General features: G+C 40.6%; 26 protein-coding genes and 1 other RNA gene. 16 read left to right on the forward strand and 11 right to left on the reverse strand.

Annotated features, from left to right (window positions below; genetic code table 11):
* Nucleotides 1–44: 44 nt before the first annotated feature.
* Nucleotides 45–650, reverse strand: a complete 606-nt coding sequence (locus ACFQ3Q_RS10560; RefSeq protein WP_380745508.1) for a porin family protein — start codon at nucleotides 648–650, stop codon at nucleotides 45–47.
* Nucleotides 651–765: 115 nt separating this feature from the next.
* On the opposite strand from ACFQ3Q_RS10560, the gene xerD reads away from it, so the two are divergent.
* Nucleotides 766–1,662: a site-specific tyrosine recombinase XerD gene (gene xerD, locus ACFQ3Q_RS10565; protein ID WP_380745510.1), complete on the forward strand. Its 897-nt coding sequence runs from the start codon at nucleotides 766–768 to the stop codon at nucleotides 1,660–1,662.
* An 81-nt stretch (nucleotides 1,663–1,743) separates the two neighbouring features.
* The gene (locus ACFQ3Q_RS10570) at nucleotides 1,744–2,691 is read left to right on the forward strand and encodes an aldo/keto reductase (RefSeq protein ID WP_380745512.1); all 948 of its coding nucleotides are present in this window, start codon (nucleotides 1,744–1,746) and stop codon (nucleotides 2,689–2,691) included.
* A 72-nt stretch (nucleotides 2,692–2,763) separates the two neighbouring features.
* On the opposite strand, the gene rny is transcribed toward ACFQ3Q_RS10570, so the two are convergent.
* The 4 genes from rny to ACFQ3Q_RS10590 all read right to left on the reverse strand — a co-directional run bounded on the left by rny (nucleotide 2,764) and on the right by ACFQ3Q_RS10590 (nucleotide 5,123).
* On the reverse strand, nucleotides 2,764–4,323 hold the full coding sequence (gene rny, locus ACFQ3Q_RS10575) for a ribonuclease Y (protein ID WP_380745513.1): 1,560 nt from the start codon (nucleotides 4,321–4,323) through the stop codon (nucleotides 2,764–2,766).
* A 48-nt stretch (nucleotides 4,324–4,371) separates the two neighbouring features.
* Nucleotides 4,372–4,479: non-coding RNA, 6S RNA (gene ssrS / locus ACFQ3Q_RS10580), on the reverse strand.
* Between the two features lie 56 nt (nucleotides 4,480–4,535).
* A complete protein-coding gene (locus tag ACFQ3Q_RS10585; protein WP_380745515.1) occupies nucleotides 4,536–4,826 on the reverse strand; it encodes a cell division protein ZapA in 291 nt (96 codons plus the stop codon).
* A gap of 6 nt (nucleotides 4,827–4,832) precedes the next feature.
* Complete coding sequence (locus ACFQ3Q_RS10590) at nucleotides 4,833–5,123, reverse strand: hypothetical protein (RefSeq protein ID WP_380745517.1); 291 nt, start codon at nucleotides 5,121–5,123, stop codon at nucleotides 4,833–4,835.
* Between the two features lie 196 nt (nucleotides 5,124–5,319).
* Here ACFQ3Q_RS10590 and ACFQ3Q_RS10595 point away from each other — a divergent pair, with 196 nt between their 5' ends.
* A complete protein-coding gene (locus ACFQ3Q_RS10595; RefSeq protein WP_380745519.1) occupies nucleotides 5,320–7,011 on the forward strand; it encodes a M23 family metallopeptidase in 1,692 nt (563 codons plus the stop codon).
* Between the two features lie 72 nt (nucleotides 7,012–7,083).
* Here the strand turns inward: ACFQ3Q_RS10595 and ACFQ3Q_RS10600 are convergent, their stop codons facing one another.
* Nucleotides 7,084–8,232, reverse strand: a complete 1,149-nt coding sequence (locus ACFQ3Q_RS10600; protein ID WP_380745521.1) for a cysteine desulfurase family protein — start codon at nucleotides 8,230–8,232, stop codon at nucleotides 7,084–7,086.
* An 87-nt stretch (nucleotides 8,233–8,319) separates the two neighbouring features.
* Between ACFQ3Q_RS10600 and ACFQ3Q_RS10605 the strand changes: the two genes are divergently transcribed.
* Nucleotides 8,320–9,303: a hypothetical protein gene (locus tag ACFQ3Q_RS10605; protein WP_380745522.1), complete on the forward strand. Its 984-nt coding sequence runs from the start codon at nucleotides 8,320–8,322 to the stop codon at nucleotides 9,301–9,303.
* Here the strand turns inward: ACFQ3Q_RS10605 and ACFQ3Q_RS10610 are convergent, their stop codons facing one another.
* The gene (locus ACFQ3Q_RS10610) at nucleotides 9,304–9,855 is read right to left on the reverse strand and encodes a Smr/MutS family protein (protein WP_380745524.1); all 552 of its coding nucleotides are present in this window, start codon (nucleotides 9,853–9,855) and stop codon (nucleotides 9,304–9,306) included.
* 1 nt (nucleotide 9,856) lies between these two features.
* Nucleotides 9,857–10,060, reverse strand: coding sequence for a hypothetical protein (locus ACFQ3Q_RS10615; RefSeq protein ID WP_380745526.1), 204 nt, complete (start codon nucleotides 10,058–10,060; stop codon nucleotides 9,857–9,859).
* A gap of 70 nt (nucleotides 10,061–10,130) precedes the next feature.
* Between ACFQ3Q_RS10615 and ACFQ3Q_RS10620 the strand changes: the two genes are divergently transcribed.
* Genes ACFQ3Q_RS10620 through ACFQ3Q_RS10630 form a run of 3 tightly spaced genes read left to right on the forward strand, consistent with a single transcriptional unit; the run spans nucleotide 10,131 to nucleotide 12,530 of the window.
* Nucleotides 10,131–11,900 (forward strand): T9SS type A sorting domain-containing protein, encoded by a 1,770-nt coding sequence (locus tag ACFQ3Q_RS10620; protein WP_380745528.1) that lies wholly within the window; start codon nucleotides 10,131–10,133, stop codon nucleotides 11,898–11,900.
* Between the two features lie 2 nt (nucleotides 11,901–11,902).
* Nucleotides 11,903–12,196, forward strand: a complete 294-nt coding sequence (locus tag ACFQ3Q_RS10625; protein ID WP_380745529.1) for a DUF2752 domain-containing protein — start codon at nucleotides 11,903–11,905, stop codon at nucleotides 12,194–12,196.
* 10 nt (nucleotides 12,197–12,206) lie between these two features.
* Complete coding sequence (locus ACFQ3Q_RS10630) at nucleotides 12,207–12,530, forward strand: CCC motif membrane protein (protein ID WP_380745531.1); 324 nt, start codon at nucleotides 12,207–12,209, stop codon at nucleotides 12,528–12,530.
* Between the two features lie 66 nt (nucleotides 12,531–12,596).
* On the opposite strand, the gene rocD is transcribed toward ACFQ3Q_RS10630, so the two are convergent.
* Nucleotides 12,597–13,841 (reverse strand): ornithine--oxo-acid transaminase, encoded by a 1,245-nt coding sequence (gene rocD / locus ACFQ3Q_RS10635; RefSeq protein WP_380745532.1) that lies wholly within the window; start codon nucleotides 13,839–13,841, stop codon nucleotides 12,597–12,599.
* A 167-nt stretch (nucleotides 13,842–14,008) separates the two neighbouring features.
* Here rocD and rlmD point away from each other — a divergent pair, with 167 nt between their 5' ends.
* Genes rlmD through ACFQ3Q_RS10650 form a run of 3 tightly spaced genes read left to right on the forward strand, consistent with a single transcriptional unit; the run spans nucleotide 14,009 to nucleotide 16,616 of the window.
* Complete coding sequence (rlmD, locus tag ACFQ3Q_RS10640; RefSeq protein ID WP_380745534.1) at nucleotides 14,009–15,418, forward strand: 23S rRNA (uracil(1939)-C(5))-methyltransferase RlmD; 1,410 nt, start codon at nucleotides 14,009–14,011, stop codon at nucleotides 15,416–15,418.
* Nucleotides 15,419–15,937: a DUF6452 family protein gene (locus ACFQ3Q_RS10645; protein ID WP_380745536.1), complete on the forward strand. Its 519-nt coding sequence runs from the start codon at nucleotides 15,419–15,421 to the stop codon at nucleotides 15,935–15,937.
* Nucleotides 15,903–16,616: a DUF6048 family protein gene (locus ACFQ3Q_RS10650; protein ID WP_380745537.1), complete on the forward strand. Its 714-nt coding sequence runs from the start codon at nucleotides 15,903–15,905 to the stop codon at nucleotides 16,614–16,616. Before ACFQ3Q_RS10645 ends, ACFQ3Q_RS10650 begins: the two co-directional genes overlap by 35 nt.
* On the opposite strand, the gene ACFQ3Q_RS10655 is transcribed toward ACFQ3Q_RS10650, so the two are convergent.
* A complete protein-coding gene (locus ACFQ3Q_RS10655; RefSeq protein ID WP_380745539.1) occupies nucleotides 16,613–17,773 on the reverse strand; it encodes a THUMP domain-containing class I SAM-dependent RNA methyltransferase in 1,161 nt (386 codons plus the stop codon). The two genes, ACFQ3Q_RS10650 and ACFQ3Q_RS10655, sit on opposite strands and share 4 nt — an antisense overlap.
* 144 nt (nucleotides 17,774–17,917) lie before the next feature.
* Here ACFQ3Q_RS10655 and ACFQ3Q_RS10660 point away from each other — a divergent pair, with 144 nt between their 5' ends.
* The 6 genes from ACFQ3Q_RS10660 to ACFQ3Q_RS10685 all read left to right on the forward strand — a co-directional run bounded on the left by ACFQ3Q_RS10660 (nucleotide 17,918) and on the right by ACFQ3Q_RS10685 (nucleotide 22,852).
* On the forward strand, nucleotides 17,918–18,586 hold the full coding sequence (locus tag ACFQ3Q_RS10660) for a ZIP family metal transporter (protein ID WP_380745540.1): 669 nt from the start codon (nucleotides 17,918–17,920) through the stop codon (nucleotides 18,584–18,586).
* 2 nt (nucleotides 18,587–18,588) lie between these two features.
* Nucleotides 18,589–19,017, forward strand: a complete 429-nt coding sequence (locus ACFQ3Q_RS10665) for a DUF4268 domain-containing protein (protein ID WP_380745542.1) — start codon at nucleotides 18,589–18,591, stop codon at nucleotides 19,015–19,017.
* A 191-nt stretch (nucleotides 19,018–19,208) separates the two neighbouring features.
* Entirely contained in the window at nucleotides 19,209–19,931 is a 723-nt protein-coding gene (locus ACFQ3Q_RS10670; RefSeq protein ID WP_380745544.1) for a hypothetical protein, read from the forward strand.
* A gap of 75 nt (nucleotides 19,932–20,006) precedes the next feature.
* A complete protein-coding gene (locus ACFQ3Q_RS10675; protein WP_380745546.1) occupies nucleotides 20,007–20,531 on the forward strand; it encodes a hypothetical protein in 525 nt (174 codons plus the stop codon).
* 207 nt (nucleotides 20,532–20,738) lie between these two features.
* A complete protein-coding gene (locus tag ACFQ3Q_RS10680) occupies nucleotides 20,739–22,037 on the forward strand; it encodes a serine hydrolase domain-containing protein (RefSeq protein ID WP_380745548.1) in 1,299 nt (432 codons plus the stop codon).
* Entirely contained in the window at nucleotides 22,034–22,852 is an 819-nt protein-coding gene (locus tag ACFQ3Q_RS10685; protein WP_380745550.1) for a GNAT family N-acetyltransferase, read from the forward strand. The genes ACFQ3Q_RS10680 and ACFQ3Q_RS10685 overlap by 4 nt, the downstream gene beginning before the upstream one ends.
* A 57-nt stretch (nucleotides 22,853–22,909) precedes the next feature.
* On the opposite strand, the gene ACFQ3Q_RS10690 is transcribed toward ACFQ3Q_RS10685, so the two are convergent.
* Nucleotides 22,910–23,863, reverse strand: a complete 954-nt coding sequence (locus ACFQ3Q_RS10690; protein ID WP_380745552.1) for a DUF4382 domain-containing protein — start codon at nucleotides 23,861–23,863, stop codon at nucleotides 22,910–22,912.
* Nucleotides 23,864–23,920: the final 57 nt, after the last annotated feature.

A 23,920-nucleotide genomic window follows, 5' to 3' on the forward strand; every position in this document is an offset into this window, starting at 1 on the left:
AAGTGATTTACTTCCGCTTTTCTAATTAATCAATAACTATCGGGTTAAAAAATAAGCCCGACACCTAACTGAATCCCATTGTTCTTCACGGCATCATCATCCCAGTTATCACTGTCGAATGCATCAGTAAACCCTTGGGTATAACGACCGCTTAGAAAGAAACCATTGTTGAACTTATAAGAAGCACCCAAGGCTCCTCCAAATTCAAAGGTACTCGCCATTTCAGGTTCTGTCTCTAGGTCCAGACCTCCATTTTCAAAGTCATATTCTTCATTCACCGCAAAATTAAAAGATGGTCCTGCTTCAAGCGCAAGTCCGTCTATTAAATAGATCTTTGCAATCAAAGGCACCTGAACGTAATCCACCTGGTATTCTCCGTTATAGCGTTCTCCGGCAAATACCCGTGTAGCTTCGGTACCCTGGGTAGAATAAAGCACCTCCGGCTGCACAGAGAAACGGTCACTTACCGGAATCTCTGCTAATAAGCCCACATTAAATCCTGTACGGCTGTTATTATCCTCAAAGCCATCTGAGGTCATATTCGAAAAGTTCACCCCTCCTTTAATTCCAAAATTCCAATACTCCTGTGCACTCGCCGACATACTAAATCCAAAGATTGCGACTGCTAATACTAAAAACGTCTTTTTCATAATTTTCTGTTTTTGTTTGACAGGGGCAAATCTATGGTACATCCTGTTAAAAAAATGTTACCCAAGACTAAAGTATTACTAAGATTAACCGGGCAATACTTTGTATCTTTAACAGATGAAATGGCAGAACGCACTTCAGGATTACCGGCATTACCTCCGCCTAGAACGCGGGCTCTCAGAAAACTCCATCGAAAATTACAGCCTGGATATCCTCAGGCTCATCCGGTTTCTGGAAGTTAAAAAACTGAAGGTCTCTCCTATTAATATTTCCGAAGAAACCATTCAGCAATTTATATATGAACTGGCAAAATCGCTAAATGCAAGGTCACAATCCCGGATTATATCGGGATTAAGAGGTTTTTTTAATTTCCTCGTCTTTGAAGACTACCGAAAAGACAACCCAACCGACCTTATTGAATCTCCAAAAACAGGAAGAAAGCTTCCCGATACCATTTCACCAGCTGAAATCGATGAGCTTATAGGCGCAATAGATCTGAGTAAACCCGAGGGGGAACGCAATCGTGCAATTTTAGAAACCCTCTACGGCTGCGGATTAAGGGTTACAGAGCTAATAGACCTCAAACTCTCTGATCTATTCTTTGATGAAGGCTTTATCAAAGTAACCGGGAAAGGTGATAAACAAAGGTTTGTTCCTATCTCAGACTACACCCAGAAGTACATCAATATCTATAAAGATATGGTAAGAACTCATCTTTCCATAAAACCTGAGGCAACAGACACCCTCTTCCTGAACCGCAGGGGCAATAAACTTACCCGGGCAATGATCTTTACGATAGTGAGACGGCTTGCCGAAGCCGCAGGGATCAAAAAGAAAATAAGCCCTCACACCTTCAGACATTCCTTTGCCACCCATTTACTGGAGAACGGGGCCGACCTTAGAGCAATTCAGCAGATGCTGGGCCACGAAAGCATTACTACCACTGAAGTTTATATGCACGTAGACCGCAGTCACTTAAGAAAAGTAATGGAAGAATTCCATCCCCGCAGGTAAATATTAAAATTCTGCTAAACCCCTTTCATAGTTTCTTATTGCCTGTGTTTATTAGTAATTTCAGGAAAAATCAAAATAACTATGAAAAAACTAAAATTCAAGAACGGAGACGAATTACCGGCTATAGGATTGGGAACCTGGAAATCTGAACCCGGTAAAGTTGGTGAAGCGGTAAAGATCGCACTGAATAACGGATACCGCCATATTGACTGTGCGGCTATCTACGGAAACGAAGCAGAAATAGGAAAGGCTTTATCTGAAGTCTTTAAAGAAGGGAAAATAAAGCGCGAGGACGTTTGGATCACCTCCAAACTATGGAATGACTCTCACAAGAAAGAAGATGTAATCCCGGCGCTTAAAAAGACTTTAAGCGACCTTCAACTCGACTACCTGGACCTATATCTTATGCACTGGCCGGTAGCCTTTAAAAAAGGTGTTGGTTTTCCTGAAAATGATGACGAGTATCTTTCTCTTGAAGAAGCTCCGCTTATCGAAACCTGGAATATGATGCTGGAAGCCAAGAAGCAAGGCCTGGTAAAACACGTTGGGGTATCAAACTTCAGTTCCCTGAAACTTGAGGAACTTATGGAGCAGACCGATGAGAATCCGGAAATGAACCAGGTAGAGCTCCACCCATACCTTCAGCAGAACGACCTTTTAGAATTTTGCAGCAAAAACAAGATCAATGTGACTGCTTATTCCCCGCTTGGCAGTGGTGACCGCACCCCAGAAATGAAAGCCGAGAACGAACCTTCCTTACTTGAAAATGAGACCATTATTAAAATTGCCAAGAAACACGGAGCTTCTCCCGGGCAGGTGCTCATAAACTGGAGTACTCTTCGCGGTACCGCAGTGATCCCTAAATCTACCAATGAAGGGCGAATTAAAGAGAATATTCAAAGCACAGGCGTTAACCTTGATGAGGATGATCTTAAAGAAATCGCTGAACTGGACAAGCATTTCCGCTATGTTACAGGGGAGTTCTTTGTAACTAAAGGAAACAGCTATGAAAATATTTATGATGAGTAGATAGCAGAGAGCTATTAAAAACAAAAAAGCCCTGTTTCTACAGGGCTTTTTTTTATTCTGTGTCCTTCTGGACTATTTTGCAATATTAACGGCTCTGGTTTCCCTTATAACGGTAACCTTAACCTGACCAGGATAGGTCATATCTGTCTGAATCTTCTGCGAGATCTCGAAAGAAAGATTTGTAGCTTTCTCGTCGTTCACCTTTTCGCTTTCCACGATCACACGTAGCTCACGTCCGGCCTGGATAGCATAGGCTTTCTTAACACCTCCAAATCCGAAAGCAATATCTTCAAGATCTTTTAACCTTTGAATATAAGAATCAAGCACCTGCCTTCTCGCACCAGGTCTCGCACCGCTAATCGCATCACACACCTGAATGATAGGAGAAAGAAGTGAATTCATCTCTATCTCATCGTGGTGAGCACCTATGGCATTACAAACTTCCGGTTTCTCACCATATTTCTCTGCCCACTGCATACCAAGGATAGCGTGAGGTACTTCCGTTTCCGTTTCAGGAACTTTCCCGATATCGTGAAGTAATCCGGCTCTTTTAGCAAGCTTAGGATTAAGCCCGAGTTCAGCGGCCATCACCCCGCAAAGCTTCGCAACTTCACGCGAGTGCTGAAGCAGGTTCTGTCCGTAAGAAGAACGATACTTCATTCTACCCACAACCTTGATCAATTCAGGATGCAAGCCGTGAATTCCAAGATCGATAACGGTACGTTTTCCAATATCGATGATCTCTTCGTCTATCTGCTTTCTGGTCTTCTTCACCACCTCTTCAATTCGGGCAGGGTGAATTCTACCATCTGTCACCAGTTTATGCAGCGACAACCTGGCAACCTCCCTTCTCACAGAATCGAAGCAGGAAAGAATGATCGCCTCAGGAGTGTCATCCACAATGATCTCAACACCTGTAGCGGCTTCAAGCGCACGAATGTTACGTCCTTCCCTACCTATAATTCGTCCTTTTACATCATCACTTTCCAGGTTGAATACTGAAACGCAATTCTCGATCGCTTCTTCAGTTCCAATACGCTGGATAGTGTTGATGATGATTTTCTTGGCTTCCTGTTGGGCCGTAAGCTTGGCCTCTTCCACAGTATCCTGGATAAGCGCCATAGCATCTGCTTTGGCATTGTCTTTAAGGGCTTCGGTAAGCTGAGCCTTGGCATCTTCAGCAGAAAGTCCTGAGATCACCTCCAGTTGCTGGATCTGGCTGTTATGCAGCTTATCAATCTCTTCCTGTTTTTTCTCCAGATAATTGGTGCGGTAATCATAGTCTTTAACCTTCTCCTCCAGTTCCTTATTCAGCTTTTTATTCTTAGCAAGCTCACTGGAAACCTGAGATTCCTTATCTCTTACCCTCTTCTCTGCATCATTGATCTTCTTATCGCGGGCAAGTATCACCTTCTCGTGTTCAGATTTAAGTTCTATGAACTTCTCTTTAGCCTGAAGGATCTTATCCTTTTTGATGCTCTCACTTTCAGACTTCGCTTCTTTAATAATGTTAGAAGCGGCTTTCTTAGCATTTTTAATAGTTTGTGAAGCTCTTTTGCGCTCCAGGAACTTGGCGATTGCAAAGCCTATAGCAATGCCAACCAATCCAATAATTATAGTTATTACATCCATAGTTTGTGTTTATATATAAAAAAAGCCTGTATTAGTTCTGTTTTGTTAAAACTCCTTAAAATCAAGTTTAGAGCTAACTTGCTGATCAAGAATCCGCTCAAAGACGGCACGCTTTTACAACATAGACTCACCCTTTTTAAAGAATTTCTGTTGAGTTTATCAAAAAAATGACTAATACAGGCAGTAACCTTAATCTATTTAAAGAACATATTTTACACCAAGTGCTTCTGCAGCAATTCATTGAGAGATCTCAACTTATCTTCTGCCTGAAGCATTTCACTTGAATTATCTATAGCTTTCTGCTCGGTTTGGGCCGCAAATTGCAAGGCGCACATCGCCAATACATCCTGTTTATCCCTAACGGCATAACTTTGCTCAAACTGCTTGATCATCGCTTCAATTTTCTTAGCCGCCTTACGTAAACCCTCTTCCTGTTCCGGCTGGATGGTTAAAGGATACACCCGGTCTGCTATAGAAATCTTTATTTTTAACTTTTCGCTCATTTATATTTATTCGGATAACTGAACTATACAGTGATCAATCTCCCTTATCAAGCTGTTTATTCTGAGCTTTGTTTCTCTCTTATAATCCTTACTGCCCAGCATCGCATTTGCTGCTTTAAGAGTGTGGATCTGGCCGTCTTTAGCTCCGAGTTCATCGGTCAGGGCCTTGTTCTCTTCCTTAACAGAGGTCAATTCTTCCTGAAGCGAAGCATTCAACTGCTTTAAGTTCTCATACTTATGGAGCAATTTGCTGATTCTATTTTCAAGATTATCAACTATTTCCGTTAATTCACTCATATAAGCAAAATCTGATGCTAATCCTTACAAAGTTAGCATACCGATTGAAATATCCCAATACTTTTTAATCCTATTTTAAAAATCATCTTTTGTGAAGCCTAATAAACTAAGAGCTAGCCGTTTAATTTAGATTACAGATTTGATTCAAGATTAACTACCTTTACACACGTTAAATTTTGAAAAAGAAATAAGTTTTATGAAGTGGTTTTATGCCGTGTTTTTCAGTTTATTTTTCTCCATTATGCAAGCCCAGATGCAGCCCCCTGCAAAATATTTTTCCGATCCCCTGGATATTCCTTTGGTTCTGGCCGGAACTTTTGGCGAGTTAAGGTCAAACCATTTTCACAGCGGATTGGATATCAAAACGCAGCACAGAGAAGGCCTGGAAGTAAAGGCTGCCGCCGCGGGCTCGATTAGCAGGATTAAAATTCAGCACTATGGCTACGGAAAGGCGCTATATGTGCAACACCCTAACGGCTACACTACTGTTTATGGCCACTTACAAAGACTTGCCCCAAAAATAGAATCTTATCTGAAAAAACAGCAATACGCCAACGAGACCTATGAGATCGAGTTATACCCTGAGGTAGGCGAACTGAAGGTGGATCAGGGAGAAGTGATCGCTTATAGCGGAAATACCGGAGGTAGTGGCGGCCCTCACCTTCATTTTGAGATCAGAGACGGGAAGCAGAGACCTATGAATCCGGAACTCTTCGGAATGGAGTTCAGAGATACCAGGGCACCTATTATTCACGGAGTTTACGCCTACCCCCTGGATGAGAATTCGCACGTAAACAATTCTTCTGAAAGACAACAGCTAAGGCTTATTCCGCAGCGGGATGGCTCCTATACCACTGAAGAAATCGATGCCTGCGGAAAAATTGGATTCGGGGTTTCTACGGTAGATCAGAAAGACGGTGCGCCAAACCATAATGGAGTCTATAAGATTCAAGCTAAAATGAACGGAGATAATGTCTTCGAACTTAATTTCGACCGATTTTCATTTTCTGAAACCCGCCATCTGAATCAGCTTATAGATTACGAATATTACACTAATAACAATCGCAGGATTCAGAAACTATTTATAGACAACAACAACCCTCTTAGTATGTACGGCACTGTGGTTTCTGAAGGAAAGCTTGAGATAAAAGACAGCCTTAATTATAACTACACGATAAAGGTCAGCGATTTTGCCGGAAACGAGAGCCTTATCAGGATCCCGATCCAGGGAGATTACTCAGATCAGATCAGGCAAGCCGAAAATAAAGAGACCGAATATTTTGCCGAGGCAAACAAAGCCTTTTCCGCTGAAGCTAACGGAATAGATGTCTACATACCCAAGGGCAGTCTTTATGAAGACACATACCTGGATATCAGTTTTAAAGGAGACACTATTCATCTTCACAAAGAAGACACGCCTTTACATCGCAATATGACCATTGGCTTTGATGTAAGCCATTTATCTCCTGAGGAAAAGGAAAAGTTCTTTATTGCAAGGCTGGGCAAATGGGGAAAACCCAGTTACTCTACAACCCATAAAAAAGCCAACAGGTTTACAACGGGGACCAGAACTTTTGGAGACTACACCCTGGTGGCCGATATTGAACCGCCTTCCATAAAACCGCTAAACTTTTATGACGGGCAATGGATCTCCAACAACAATACCTTAAAGGTTAAAATCGCGGATGATCTCTCCGGGATAAAAAGTTACAGGGCCACGGTAAACGGGAAATTCATCCTTATGGAATATGAATATAAAGATGCTACCTTAACCCATAATTTTGACGACGATGTGGTTACGGAAACAGAGAACAACCTCAAGATAGTGGTAACAGACAACGTAGGTAACAGCACTACTTACGAAGGCAAATTCTTTAGAAAAGAATAAAACTAAACTCACCTTAATAAAAAAGCCCCACATTTTTGTGAGGCTTTTTTTTATGAAACTATAATCTATATTTTAATCTGCAAGATAATCTTTTAGCACCTCCACCACATAATCAACCTCTTCTTCCGTATTGAATCTTGAGAAAGAAAAACGCAAAGAAGGATTCTTCAGGTCTTCTTCAGACAGAAAGGCATTAAGTACGTGAGAACCTTTATCACTTCCACTCTGGCAGGCACTTCCCTTGGAACAGGCAATTCCTTTCAGATCCAGCTGAAATAACAACATCAGTGATTTTTCAGCAGACATCGGCAGACAAACATTCACTAAAGTATAAGTACTTTTATCAGGGTTTTCACATTCTCCGTTGAACTTCACCCCCTCAATCTCATTTTTCAATTTGGTGATAAAGCGATTTTTAAGCCCCTGTACATAATCCTTTTCTTCAGCCAGATTCTCATAGGAAAGTTTTAACGCCTCCTCAAGCCCAACAATGTTATGTAATCCTTCAGTCCCGGCACGGCTTCCTCTCTCCTGCTCTCCTCCAAAAATAAGCGGCTTAAGTCCGCTGTTCTTTCTTACGAACGCAAATCCAACTCCTTTGGGGCCGTGGAACTTATGCGCGCTAACCGCAGTAAAGTCGACTGGAACTTCACTAAGGTCCAATTCATAGTGACCTACGGACTGAACGGTATCCGAATGAAAAAGAGCTTTATTTGTTTTACAGATTTCAGCAACCGCTTTAATATCAAGCATATTCCCAACCTCATTATTCACATGCATCAGGCTCACAAGGGTTTTCATACCTGAAGCCTGAAGTCGCTTTTCAAGGTCTTCAAGGTCCGCATTTCCGTTCTTATCTAGTGCCACGTATTCCACTTCTACATCAAAACACTCCTGCAGCTGATTCACAGTATACAGAACTGCATGATGTTCAATTTTGGAAGTGATGATTCGCTTTACTCCAAGGTCCCGAACAGCACTGTTAAGTGCAAGATTATCGGCCTCGGTTCCTCCGGAGGTAAACACGATCTCAGAAGCTGAGACCTTCAGGTAACCCGCTACAGTTTTACGAGCCTGCTCTATTAAAGATTTAGCTGACCTCCCATAACTGTGAGTAGATGAAGGGTTTCCATAAACGGTTTTCATAACTTCAGTCATCCTGGTGATGACCTCATCACGCATTTGCGTGGTAGCGGCTGAATCTAAATATACTTTTCTCATTGACAGCAAAAATAAAGAAATAAAATAATTGAAAAGAAGCTTCGGTAAAAAACCTTATTTCCTCTATTTTTGTTGAAACGCTATGTTATGAAAAAGCTTTTTACACTACTTTGTTTAACAGCCATTCTTACCTCCTGTGACAGCGGTGATATTATCGTTACGAGCTTCGACCTTGAGGGAAGTAAGCTGAACCTTTGCGGTACCGCCGATGACAAAGTGCTTTATGTGATCAATAACGGGGAGGTTAACGAAAGTATGTCCCTGCAGGTTTCAAACAGAAACCTAGAAGATTCACTTGAAAATGTCCTAACCACTAATACCGATCAGGACCTCAGCATAGCATTAAGCGACCAAAACCGTTTGATCTACCGCTTGTATGACGGCGAAGTTCCTAACGATTATTTCTGCAACCAGGTCCCTCCAAGAAATCCGGGAGTAATAGAGGAATACTGGAGTACAACAGGGGGAACTATAAACATCAGCACAAATTTCAATGACCTTGCGGGAGATGATGATCCCGACGGTGACAACCTGGAGTCTCAGGATGAAGGCTGGGATCCGGACAATGGAAATCACCGTGATACCGACAATGACGGGATACCTGATTATTTAGACCTTGATGATGATGGTGATAATGTAGCGACTATAAGAGAAACCACTGCAGGTGATGAAGATCCTACAGCCGAAGGTTTCCTTGACACCGATGCAGATGGCACCCCTAATTATCTTGACGCAGATGATGATGGCGATGGAGCGTTAACCCGACTGGAAGTAAGCCCGGACGACCTGGATAACCCTGAAGCATTCCAGGAAGCTGAAAACATTCCAAATTATCTGAATGACCAGATCGATACCACACAGCCCGAACATAATCTTTACATCTCCCACAATATTAGCCGCAGGTACAGATCGCAGGTAACACTCCTTGATTTTAAACTGGTAAAACAAGATGGCAGTGGAGAAGAAATAAGGTTTGACAGATACAACCTTGGGTATTTCGATTCAGCTTCAGTCAATTTCAGCCTGATACCTTTTTCTGATGAAACTGAAGAGGAGAGCGCGGAACAATAATCAGGGATTCTGAAAGAAGTAAACCTCTGTGGCACCAACTCCGTATTTCTGATAATCGGCGTCATAGAATTTCAGATTATCATACCGGCCAAACAGGTAATCAAGCTCGGCCTTTAATATGCCCTCGCCCACTCCGTGAATAAAAACCACTTTTTGAATTCGTTTTCTCATTGCAAATTCCAATTGTCTTCTTGCAGTTTCCAGCTGCAGGTTAAGAATGTCGAAATTGCTCATCCCGCGATAATTATTCACAAGCTTATCTATATGAAGATCTACTTCCATTGGAGGAGCAGACCTCTCTTTGGGCTTTACTCTTTTAGCCCTGGGTTTCTTCGGAAGACTTTTTTCCTTTAACACCTCTTCAATATCAATATTGCCTTCCGGCTCCATTTCTTCAAAAGGCACTTCTATTTTCACAAGGTCTGATGCCCTGAAGTCCATTGGAAAACCTTCATCGGTTTCGATTTCCACCATCTCCCCGTCTACAGATAACACTTCTCCCTCAATAGTATCATCAAGAACCGCAACCCTGTCACCTTTCTGAAAACTCATACTATTCTTCGTTTTGCTCTTCCTTATGGTCGTCTTTGGTAGCCGCCCAGTAGTTTGTTGCCCTGTAAAGACCGAACATAATTACTATAAGTCCTGCAATCTTGATATAGTGGCTGGCATCCTCAACCGCTATGGTATAAAGCAGGAGCGCGCCTCCAATTATGATGAATATCGTATTATATAATTGTGAATTATTCTTTGCCATAATTTACAGGAAATCCCCGGGCTTTTATGGCCCGGAATTTATATTAATTTGATGCAAAGTTAAATGAAATATGAGGCATTTTTACCTCTTTACCCTTATTTTCTCCAGCTATCTTCAGGCGCAATTAAGTATATCACCTTCAGCTGCCGGAGACAGCTACCTCTATTTAAATAATGAGGTCTTATTTGTAGAAAAGGAAATTCAACTTTCCAGGAACAAAAAACCTGAAACCAAAGCTTCCATCTATCTTAGAAACGAAGCTCAGCTTCTTCAGGGCAATAAAACCGCCAACCTGAACGCTGGTGACGGTTTTATTTCTGTATTCCAGGAAGGAACATCAAATGCTTTCGATTATAATTACTGGAGTCTGCCTGTAACAAACAATTTAAGTGTTACTGATAAATTTGGAGAAAACATATTTGAACCACAAACCACAACTTTAAGCACTCAGGTCAAGCTCACGTCTGAGCTGAATGGTTCAGCTTCCCCTCTCACAATTTCAAAGAGATGGATATACAAGTTTTCAGGAAGTGGTTACTCCAGTTGGAACTATGTGGGTGATATTTTTGATGTGAAACCGGGAGAAGGTTTTACAATGAAAGGGGTAAACGGAATTAATTCAAACACGGTGGAAGGTGTTCAGAACAATCCCGGCAGTAGCCAGCGATATGATTTCAGAGGACTTCCCAATGATGGAGAGATCTCAGTACATATTAATAAAGACGAGGCACTCTTATCCGGCAACCCCTATCCTTCCGCATTAGACCTGAAATCGTTTTTACTGGCAAATACAAACACCACCGGTATTGCTTATTATTGGGATTCCAAGGAAAATGGAACTTCACATAATTTAAAGGAATATGAAGGAGGTTACGGTGCCTACTCCCCCGGCGCAAATGTTTACGCTCCTGCGGTGTTCAAAAAATATGCAGGAGATGGAAATGAGGTGGGAAACTCAGGAAATGCCGGGAATGTATATGGTCGTGAATTTAGCCCGATTGCCCAGGGATTCTTCCTTATTGGTATCAAAGACGGCCCTGTCACTTTCAAAAATACATACAGGAGTTTCCAGAAGGAAAACAATAATAATTCAAGCTTCAGATCTCAGGTTATGGAAACAGAAATTCCGGATCTCTCCGGTTTTCGTCTTAATGTGGATATCAATGATGAATATACAAGACAGCTTATCCTGGTCTTCCGGGAAGATTCAAGTATCGGAGCTGACCGCGCGATGGATGCGAAAAATTTCGGTGAGCTCAAGAACGACGCGGGATGGCTTATTGAAGATGAGCATTACGTGATTAACGTACTGCCATTTTCAGCAGTAGAAATGATCCCTTTGATCCTGAATTTCGATCAGGATGGCTCTGCAGGTTTTGGACTGGAATTCATCAGGGAGCTTCCAGGGGTTGAAATACTGCTATTTGATTCCCTTAAAAATGAATATTTCAATATTTCAGGTCAAAGCATGAGTCTGGAGCTGGATAAAGGGGAATATAAAAACAGATTTTACCTAAGTCTAAAAAGGAATCTGCAACCTCAACCCGGTCTTCCGGCAAAACCAGATAAACTTACTTATCTTCCTGAAGGCTCAGCTAAAATTAATATATCTCAAAACAATTCATTTTCCCGTCTGGAAATCAGCCTTGATGAACTATCAGAAGTAGAACTCCTTGGTTTGTACAGCCTAAAGGGGCAGCTTATTTACCGAAAGAAAGTAGATAAAAATGAAAAATACTTAGAGATCCCTACCGGTAATCTCAGTAATGCTGTGTATATTATAAAGTTAACAGAGAAGAACGGCAAGACATATTTTAAAAAGCTGTCTGTGAAAAACTAAAAATGGAAGAATACCTGCTTCCCTGTATCAATAAAAACCTTTTTGGGGTGGAATGCTATGGTTGTGGTGGCCAGAGAGCATTGCTTCTTGTGTTTAAAGGTGAGTTTACTGAAGCATTCCTTATGTATCCCGCTATTTACAGCCTATTACTGTTACTTTCATTCCTGATTGTCAATCTTTTTGTTAAATTTAAGTACGATTACCGTATTAAGATCTGGCTGATCGTCCTGAATGGGACAGTAATTGGCATCAGTTATATCCTGAAAATGAGTCAGTTTTTACAACTAACCAATTAAATTCTCTACTATGGAAAGACAAGAACTACACAACTCCACCCTAATCTTAGTGTTTGGAATACTCTCTATTCTGGGCTGTTGTTTTTATGGTGTTTTAGGAATTATATTCGGGATTATTACCCTGGTAATGGCAAGAAGGGCCTCGCGTGTTTATTATACCAACCCTGATATCTATACAGGCTATAACAACGTAAAAACGGGTAGAATTCTTGCCATTATTGGCATAGTACTCAGCATTATCTTCTTTATATTTACGATAGCAGCGTTCATTATTTATGGAGGTTTTGAGGGCATAGAATCTATGCAGGAAGAGATCCTTCGGGAATATGAATAAAACTGGATAATTAAAAAAAGGCCTTGCTATCGCAAGGCCTTTTCTTTGAATCAATAGGTACTGTTCTTATTTTTCGAATTGTGCCAGCGTCTTGGTTATGATCTCCACACAGTCTTTAAGCTGCTCTTCATCCATCACCAGTGGTGGAGCAAAACGAATAATATTTCCGTGCGTTGGCTTTGCAAGCAGACCGTTTTCCTTAAGCGCCATGCAAATATCCCAGGCAGTAGAACTATCCGGAGAATCATTGATCACTATGGCATTAAGAAGACCTTTTCCGCGAACAAGCTCCACGATATTAGATGTTCTGATATAATCATCTAACAATCTTCTGAAAAGCCCCCCTAGCTTTTCGGCATTCTCTGCAAGGTTCTCCTCTTTAATAACCTCAAGAGCCGCCGTCGCCACTGCACAAGCCAATGGGTTCCCTCCGAAAGTGGAACCGTGTTGTCCCGGTTTAATCACATTCATCACCTCATCATTTGCCAGTACAGCTGATACCGGATACACACCACCTGAAATGGCCTTTCCTAAAATAAGAATATCCGGCTTTACATCTTCGTGATCTACAGCAAGTAACTTTCCTGTACGGGCTATTCCCGTCTGCACCTCATCGGCAATAAATAATGCATTATGCTTTTCACATAGTTCTTTAGCTCTTTTTAGGAACCCGTCTGAAGGCACATAAACTCCTGCTTCACCCTGGATAGGTTCTACAAGGAATCCGGCTATATTATCATTCTCTGAAAGTACTTTTTCCAAAGCATCAACATCATCATAAGCGATTTTTATGAATCCCGGGGTATAAGGACCAAAATTCTTTCTTGCTTCTTCATCATTAGAAAAAGAAATAATGGTTGTTGTTCTTCCGTGAAAATTATTTTCACAAACAATTATCTGAGCTTCTGTTTCCCTTACTCCTTTGGTTTCGTAAGCCCATTTCCTTGCAACCTTTATAGCAGTTTCAACGGCTTCAGCCCCGGTATTCATTGGGAGAAGCTTATCAAACCCGAAATATTCGGTTGCGAATTTTTCGTACGGACCAAGAACATCATTATGGAAAGCTCTTGACGTAAGTGTAAGTTTGCTCGCCTGGTCATTTAAGGCTCCAAGTATTTTTGGGTGGCAATGTCCCTGGTTTACCGCGGAATATGCCGATAAAAAGTCGTAGTATTTATTACCCTCAACGTCCCAAACGTGCACTCCTTCTCCTTTGCTCAATACAGCAGGTAACGGATGGTAGTTATGAGCTCCGTGTTGGTCTTCGAGTTTAATGGCTTCTTCTGAAGAATTAATTTGCGTTAATGGCATTTCATTTATGTTTTAATCAATTAACTTTCACTATTCCTTCTTGCACTGTTTATCCCAGTTTTAGGAGAGAAATCATCCATTTTTCAATTCCTGCAAATTACTAAATGTTTCCCGAAATTTTCAAACTCGAAGCTATTAAATCTTCGCATTTATCCTATTTTTGCGCTATGGGCAGAAAGAAAAGAAACAAGCTTTTTGAAGCAGTAGAAGTTACCGATGCAGGTGCAAAAGGAAAGAGTATCGCCAAGGCTCCGGACGGGAAAGTTATTTTTATAGATAATGCCGTTCCCGGAGATGTGGCCGACGTGCAGACCACTAAAAAGAGAAAAGCATATTACCAGGGTACAGCCGTAAATTTTCACGAGTTATCAGAAAAACGTGTGGAGCCGGTTTGTAAACATTTTGGCAGCTGTGGTGGTTGCAAGTGGCAGAATATGAACTACAAATACCAGCTGGAATACAAACAGCGCGAAGTAGTCAACAACCTGCAAAGACTTGGTAAGATCGAACTGCCCGAGATCACTCCTATCCTGGGAAGCAAAGAGATATATTTTTACCGCAACAAAATGGAGTTCACTTTTAGTGACAGCCGCTGGTTAACCCAGGAAGAGATACAAAGCGGAAAAGAGTTTGACAATAAGAATGCCTTAGGATTCCATATTCCGGGAATGTGGGACAAGATCCTGGATATTGAAAAATGTCACCTTCAGGAAGACCCCAGCAATGCCATTAGGAATTTCGTGAAAGAATTCGCTACAGAACATGGAATGCCGTTCTTTAATCCGCGTCATCAGAGTGGGTTCCTGAGAACATTAATGATCAGGACCTCTTCTACAGGAGAAATTATGGTTTTGGTTCAGTTCTTTGAAGAAAACAAGGAGGACAGGGAACTTCTTCTTGATAAAATTGCTGAAAGATTTCCGGAAATCACTTCACTCCAGTATGTGATAAACGGAAAGGGCAATGACACTATTTATGACCAGGAGGTGATCTGTTATAAAGGCCGTGACCATATCTTTGAAGAAATGGAAGGTCTTAAATTCAAGATCAACGCGAAGTCTTTCTACCAGACCAATTCTGAACAAGCTTACGAACTATATAAAATTACCCGCAATTTTGCCGATCTTAAAGGAGATGAGCTGGTATACGATCTTTATACAGGAACGGGAACAATTGCCCAATTTATAGCAGCTAAGGCGAAAAAGGTTATTGGTGTGGAAGCCGTTCCGGAAGCTATTGAAGATGCAAAAGAAAATGCCAAAAGGAACAATATTGAGAATACCGAGTTCTTCGCCGGAGATATGCGCAAGGTCTTCACTTCAAATTTCATAAAACAACACGGGCATCCGGACGTGATCGTAACCGACCCTCCCCGAGACGGAATGCATAAGGATGTGGTAGCGCAAATTATTGGTATATTGCCTGAGAGAATTGTATATGTAAGTTGTAATTCGGCAACCCAGGCCCGCGACCTTGCTATGCTCGATGAGCATTACAAAGTAACCAGGGTACAGCCTGTAGATATGTTCCCGCAGACTCATCACGTAGAGAACGTGGTTTGTTTAGAAAGAAGATAGATGAAAAACCTGAGTATAAAATTTTTAGCAGCCAGTTTCAGCCTTCTTAGCCTAATGGGCTGCCAGAAGGATGATATTTGCCCTGAGAGCACGCAAACCACCCCCCTGTTGGTACTTCGGTTCTATGATGCTCAGGAAAGGGACAATGCCCAGGCTCCTATAAATTTAAGCGTGAGAGAAATTAATAATGATACCACCTGGTTATACAGGGTTAACCGGGACAGTATTGTTATTCCGCTCAGAACAGATGCCGACCAGACCCAGTATGAATTTATCCTGAATGACCAGGAAAGTGACACTATCCCGGACCAGTCCATCGAGACCAATACCGACCTCCTGACTTTTAGTTATGCCCGGGAGCAGGAATACATTAACAGAGCCTGTTCTTTTAAGATCAACTACCTTGATCTTAAGCTTCAGGTAGATGGAGAGGAAGACGGGGAATGGATACAGGATATATTTATTGAACAAACAGAAGTAACAGATGAAGCAAGCGCCCATATCTCTCTTTATTATTAGTTTTCTTTTAGGCCTTTCCTCCCTCTCTGCTTTTGCGCAAAACCAGCAGGCACAGGATAGCGTGGTCTATAAGGAAAAGTACGGGTTAAGGCTTGGAGTAGATCTCAGTAAACCTGTTCGGACATTTTTCGAAGATGGATATAAGGGTTTTGAAATTGTAGGAGACTATAGGGTCTATGATAATTTTTACGCCGCTGCCGAGATCGGTAATGAAAACCGCCAATTTGAAGGAGACCAGATAACCGTTACTTCAAAAGGGAGTTATGCTAAAATAGGAGCCGATTATAATGCCTATGAAAACTGGCAGGATATGCAAAACAGCATTTTTGTAGGGCTCAGGTATGGATTTTCGACTTTCTCTCAGGAACTAGAGGAATATAGCATCTATAACACCAATCAGTATTTTGGGCCGGATATAAGGCAGGTAAACTCGGAAACGAAAGGTCTTACCGCAAGCTGGGTCGAACTGATGGTTGGGATAAAAGTAGAAGTCCTGAACAACCTGTTCCTTTCTGCAAATGTCCAGCTCAAAAGAAGACTATTTCAGACTACCCCGAATAATTTCGACAATCTTATAATTCCGGGCTTCAACCGCACCTATGACGGAAGCGAGTTCGGCGTTGGTTACGGCTACTCGCTTTCCTATCTTATTCCGCTTTATAAAAAGGAGAGAGACTAATCTTCCTGATTAGCCTTTTTCTTGCTCCCCTCATAGATATCATACCTAAGCAGCTTAGATTCCAGTGCGCCATTGTACATTTTTATCTTTCTTGAAGGACGTAAGCCTACATGCTTAATTGCCTCGAGATTAGAGGTGATGAACCAGGCCTGGGTACCGGGATAATTTTGCTTTAGGGTATCCCCTATTTTCTTATAAAAAACCGGCATATCTATATCCAGTCTTTCACCATATGGAGGATTGAATACCATATGAAGATGTCTCTCGTTCTCTTTTTCACTTTCGAAGAAATCCTTTCGCTCTATTTTGATGAATTCCGAAAGGTTTGCGTTCTCAACATTATCGATGGCTTTATGCACTGCCGATGGTGCTTTATCATATCCTTTGATGCTGAAATGAAATTCTTTGATCTTCTTCAGTACAGATTCTTCAATTTTCTCAAAAAGATCGGCATCCCAGTCCTTCCATTTTTCAAAAGCGAATTCTTTTCGGTTAAGGTTAGGCGGAATATTGCAGGCTATCATAGCTGCTTCAATCAACAAAGTTCCGCTTCCACACATAGGATCCAAAAAATCTGATTGTCCTGCCCACCCCGAATGCAGAAGCATCCCGGCAGCAAGCACTTCATTTATAGGCGCAATATTGGTAGCAGTCTTATAACCTCTTTTATGAAGGGACTGCCCTGAACTATCAAAAGAAATATTGCACATATTCCTATCTATATGCACATTAATCCTGAGGGTTGGGAAATCAAGGTCAACACTCGGACGTTTCCCGTATTTATCCCTGAACCTGTCTACAATAGCATCTTTGGTTTTAAGGGAGATGTATTTGGAATGGGTAAATGTTTCGGAATGTACGGTCGCATCTATGGCAAGGGTATCATCCACATCCATAAACTCCTCCCAGGACAGGTCATAAACCTGTTTATACAAATCATCTTCTGAGTAGATCTTAAAGCTGGTATAGGGTTTTAAAATTTTTATCGCGGTTCTAAGGCATAAATTCGCTTTATACATAAATCCGTTATCACCATAAAAACTCACATTCCTGGTTCCTTCCTTTATATCCATTGCACCAAGGGCCAGCAGCTCCTTGGCAAGGATAGGTTCAAAACCATACATGGTCTTGGCAATCATCTTAAAATTATTTCCCATATCGCTTTTTTAGAGAACCGCAAAAATACGTTAATTTTGCACGATATAATAATTGGCAGAAAGCAGAAAAGACAGTAAGCTGGTTGGTTTGAAATTACACGAAGATTTCGGCGCCGCCGCCATAAGCAAATTTTGTTCTATTTGATGATCTATATTCTACCACTACTTGCGGTTATTGCAGGATACCTGATAAGTCTGCTATTTAAGCCCTCCTCTTCCATCGCTTTTAAATTACTGCTTTCTTTTAGCGGAGCTTACCTCCTGTCAGTCACGGTATTCGAACTGCTCCCTGAGGTCTACTCCCACAAAACCAATGGCGTGGGTATTTTTATCATGCTAGGGCTTTTACTGCAGATCATCCTGGAGTTCTTATCCAAAGGTGTGGAACACGGGCACCTTCACCACGAGGAAAATATAAAACGCTTTCCTTTCTTGCTTTTAATAAGCCTGGGGATACATTCACTTCTTGAAGGCTTCCCGTTAAACAGCAGTGAGCACCTTATTCACGGGGTGGTAATTCACAAAATACCGGTAGCCGCAATATTGTCGGTTTTCCTCTTGCATTCAGGGATCGGAAAAGTAAAGTCCTTCTTGTTTCTGGGTATTTTTGCGCTAATGACGCCATTGGGAAGCTGGTTGAAGGCAAATTTTGAAATTTTACAGGAATATTCGGTTTTTATCAATGCCGCGGTAATCGGCATATTTCTGCACGTTTCAACTACCATTCTCTTTGAGGCTTCTAAAAATCATAAGTTCAATGCTTCCAAACTTGGAGTGATCGTTTTTGGGATCCTACTCGCTTATTTTCTTTAAATATGTTCAGCAGGGAAGAGTCAAAAAAAATAAGACAGGAGTTCTGGACAAGTTTTGGAAAAGAGTATCCGCGTAAGTGGATACTCTACAACACCAAGATCAAAGAACTTCAGCTTAAATTCACCTTTACCAGGAAAATAGCACAGGTTTCCATTGATATCAGTGCTCCCGATGATCTTATACAGGCCTATTATTATGACAAGTTGCTTTCCTTAAAAAATCTTTTATTAAATGATTATTTACCTGAAGCTGTTTTTGACGAACATTATGAATTACCTGAAGGTAAAAGCATCTCCCGGGTATACGTCCAGCTTGACGGGGTAAGCATTCATAATAAAAAGGACTGGCCAATAGTAATGGAGTTTCTTTCGAGAAATATGACCCGGCTCGAGGAGCTTTTTAATGAATTCTCAGATTTCCTTAAAAATTAAACTTGGTTTTAAGTTCCTGTCTCCTAATTGATATCATATCAGTATTTTTTTGTAAATTACTGATCTCCAAACACTTTAGCAGATAAATTGTATTCAGGATTATTTCCCTACCACCTGAAGTGTCCCCTCTGTAATCTCAAATTATTTCATTTTACCGTGCGAGCCATTGGCCCGCATCCAAAATTCTCGTTATGAAAAATTTTTTACTGGCTTTATTAATTTTAGGTGGAAGTGTTTGTTTCGCACAAGGAAGCGCCAAATCAGAGCTTCCATCAAATAAAAAAATAGTCAAGCAATATGACCTTCAAGGGAACTGTGTGGTCGATTATTTAGAAAATGAATCCCTGTGCAAAGAGCTCGCCTCTCAATTGGAAAGTACATTAAAACTTAAGTTCGCAGAAGACAACTCCAAAAACAAGGACCTAAAAGAGCTTTATTCCAAAGCTAAGCTTATCGCTTTCTCCAAAGGAGATTATTTTTCGGCTTTAAAGTATCTTGAGAAAAAGCAGGCACTTGAAAATGCGAAGGCTTCTCTTTCTATCAAACCTGAAATAGAAAAAGCATATCTGGAAACGATGATGGAGTTAGGTTCCAGCAAGAATGACAGGTTTAAAAAAGAACTGGAGAATAACCTCTGTGAAAACCTTATTAGCACCTCTCTTGAAACAATAGAAAATGAATTGGAATCCTCGTATACCGCAACTTTTATTCCTCCCGGAAATTTGAAAAAGGTAGATACCAAATTAGGAACTGAAGTGAACGAAGAAATAGAATTACATCAAACTCCGGAGACACATGTCTTTCAGATCCTTAACACAAGGATGCAACAGCATATACACCTGGCCTATTATGAAGAAGTATATAAACCTGTAATTCATAAAATAAGAAAGCAAAAACTGAAATATCAAAACTAAGCTAAGAATAGATTTATAAGTCATTTTTTCTTAATTTTAGTTCAGCGAGACTTAAGTCCCGGTAATATCTTATCTATGGAAGATAAAACTGAACTACTTGAATCATTCAGCAATAATAAGCTGATCGATATTATTAAGAATTACCGGCAATATGGCTATGATAATAGTTTACGAAAAACAGCCTGCAGAATTCTTAAAGAAAGAGGAATAAGCATTAATGACCTGAAGCTTACGGGTAACCTTAGAAATGAAAATTTTGAGTCGGCACAGGAATATATTCGCGCCTATCGAAAAAATTCAAAGCACGCCCTTATATTTTATATAACCACACTTATTCTTAATGTCCTGATTCCTGTTTTTGAAAGGATATCAAGCTTTTACAGCAGTATAGCCCTGGCCCTAAGCATAATAAGCATCATCCTTTTTTTGTATTGTTTGTTCAGAGCTTTCCAGCATCAGTCTGATTTTTACCGGTTAATAGGAAAAAAGATGGACTCTTATGAAGTTCTGGCATTCCTGCTCATAGGTATGCCTTTCTATATATTTATGTACTTCTATTATAAGCACAAATTAAAAGATGAGCTTAAACTCATAAAATAATCCCTCCTTTAGACGCTATTTATTAAAATGAAGAAAATCAACTTTAGTTACCTCATTGTGTTATTTTTTCTGGTAGCCTGCCAGAATAATTATTCTGAAACAAAAGAAAATAGCGAAAACCCCTTGATTTCCGAAGTTGAAAATAGTCTTAGTCCCCAAATCCTTTTGGAAAAAGACAGCCTTAAAAGGTTTCAAATAAGGGACAGAATGGAGTTTTATAATGTTCCGGGAATAAGCATTGCCAAAGTAAGCAAGAACAAGCTGGAATGGAGTAAAGCTTACGGGACAGCGAATACCAGAACAGGTAAAAAAGTTGATACCTCTACACTGTTTCAGGCCGGCTCAATTAGCAAACCTGTCACTGCTTTAGGGGCTTTAAAACTGGTTGAAAATAATAAACTGGATCTGGATGAAGACGTAAACAAGTATTTGAAATCCTGGAAAATTCCGGAGAATAAATACACCTCTAAAGAAAAGGTAAGCCTCAGAATGCTGTTAACACATACGGCAGGTACCAATGTAAGTGGTTTTCCCGGCTATAAACGCAGAGATAGTTTACCTACAACTGCTATGATACTTAATGGCAAAGGAGATACGCCAAAACTGATTGTAGATACCCTGCCAGGAAGCAACTGGAGTTATTCGGGGGGTGGGTATACGGTGATCCAGCAACTTATTGAAGATGTCAGCGGACTTCCCTTCGAGGAGTATATGCAAAAAGAGATTCTTGCCCCCTTAGGTATGGAAAACAGTAGTTTTGAACAACCACTTCCCGAAAAGACTGAAAATTTCAGTGCCGCTTATGATCTGCAAGGGAAAATTATTGACAGCCTGTATCACAACTATCCCGAAAAAGCCGCTGCAGGTCTTTGGACCACGCCTACAGATCTTGCCAAATACTGTATGGAAATTCAGAAGATCTTAAGTGGTAAAAAATATGGGGTGATCTCCAAATCTATGGCAGGTCAAATGCTTACAAAGCATCAATTTTCCTGGGGGCTTGGTCCAAGGTTACAGGGAGAAAAAGATTCCCTGATTTTTGCGCACGGTGGAAAAAATGCCGGTTTCACCAATAATCTGCTGGCCTTTGCAAATAAAGGGGAAGCACTGATTATTATGACCAATGGTGATAATGGTATCCGGCTTTTTCAGGAGATACAGCGGTCTGTTTCTGAAGTCTACAACTGGAATTTAGATAAACCCAGGATTGTTAGGGCCACCGAACTTAAACCGGAATTTCTTAGCAAACTCGAAGGCACCTATAAGTATTCAGGACAGACACCAGATGAATATCTTGTGAAAGTAGTATATACAGACGGAAAACTGAATGTTTATGATCTTCAGGATAATGATAGTCTAGTTTTAACTCCGTTGAACACCAACAATTACGTAGACGTTCTAAAGGGAGATGAAATAGTTTTTTCTAATCCCGAAAAAGCTACGATCTCCTTTAAATGGAATAATTCTCAGGATTTTTTTAGAATTGAAAAAGCTAAGAGCAAGTGAAAGTAAAGTCTCTTGAGAAAACTGATTCCTCAGAAATCATAACCTGTTTTCTGAAAGCTTTTGAGAATTATTATATTCAGTTTCCTACTGATCCAGACTACTTCAGAAAAAGATGGAGAGATGCCGGGGTGAGATACGATCTTTCCTATGGCATGTTTGATGGGGATAAACTGGTTGGCTTTATAATTCACGCAGTCGATCACCGTGTTGGTAAATTGACTGCACATAACACAGGTACAGGGGTTTTACCTGAATACAGAGGCCGTAAATTTGTAGACAAAATCTATGAATTTGCTATTCCTGACCTAAGGAGAAATGGCATTAAAAAAACCACATTGGAGGTAGTTACAAAAAACACATCTGCCATAAAAGTGTACAAACGAACAGGGTTCAGCATAAGCAAAACCTATAAATGCTTTAAAGGGTCATTTTTCCATAAGCCTCAAAGACCTGAGGGTCTTACAGAGGTTTTACCAGGTCTTTTCGATTGGTCTTTATTAGCAGATCAAAGCCGGTATTCCTGGGACAATCATAGGAAATCCATACAAAATGGTAATTACAAATTCTTTATCCTTGGCCGCCAGATTCCTCTCGCAGCCTTTATTATTAATCCTGAAACCGGATATATTCCACAAGTACATTGCCTGAAAAACGATGAGAAAACCTGGGAAGACTTATTCGAAGCCATTGCTTCAGTCTCCAGCGAAATCAAGATCAACAATGTAGACATTCAGGAAGAAGGTAAAATTCGCCAATTAAAAAGAGCTGGGTTAATCAACCATATAGACCAATTTGAAATGGAAAGGATTATTTAAAATAAAAAAGGCTGCCCGAAATCGGGCAGCCCTTTAATTATAATGACTTTCTTTTATTTACAGTCCTAATAAACCGCTAAGGCTTACCTCTACGGTAGTTTGCGATTGTGCTGTTACATTAAGTCCTAACAGGTCCAGTTCCGATTTTGAAGAAGCTTCTGCCATACCTTCAAATTCAAGTGCGGCATCGCTGTCGTTATCAGAATAAGATGCAAAATGCAGCTCATACTCTCCTTCTTCCAGAAAGTGTAATGAGAAATTACCATTTGATTCACTCACTACACTACTGTTAACAGCATTAGAGAATCTTGCTCCACTGGCATCAGCCTCTTTTTCAGACTCGCTGTATTCTCCTTTTTTATAGGCAAATACAAGCATAGTTTCGGCGTCACTGTTCTCCATATTATCTACGGTACCGTTAATTCTTCCGGCATTAAGTGTATTTACAGCTCTAACATTGCCTGCCAGTTCTGAATTACTTACAAAACTATATTCTCCTTCAGCATTGCTGACAATAGATTTTCTAAGGTCGAAGTCCAGGATAAGTTGATTTTCATCGCTAGCTTTAATTTCGGCATCATCGCTAATCACAATTTCATTAGCAGAAGTAGCAAGGGCTTTCTTCTCCCCATCAGCGGTTAGAATATAATTCCCCGGAGCTTCTCCGGCTGCATCGGTTTCTGAATCCAGCATTAATGTAATGCTTGAGGTTGCACCATTTTTAAGCTGAAGATCTCCTAAATGAAGTGTTTCTCCATTGGTAAGGCTACTAATTTCTACTGTGGTTTTCTCAAAACCTTCAATGGCTTTCCCGTTTACCATCACATTGGTAACCGTAACAAAGGCAGCCTGTACATTAGCATCATCTATTGGAGCATCGGTTAAATACACTTCTGTATTATAAGCCTCAGGATTTTCAGATCCCATATCATCGTTGTCTTCAGAACAAGAGACCATAAAGCTCATAAACAATAACATTAATCCTGTTTTGAATACATCTTTTTTATTCATAATCGTCTTTTTTACACCTCTTTTAGTTTAAGGCGTTTGGTTATTACTATTTAATTG

It is taken from the genome of Salegentibacter chungangensis, assembly GCF_042678405.1.
GTDB lineage: Bacteria > Bacteroidota > Bacteroidia > Flavobacteriales > Flavobacteriaceae > Salegentibacter_A > Salegentibacter_A chungangensis.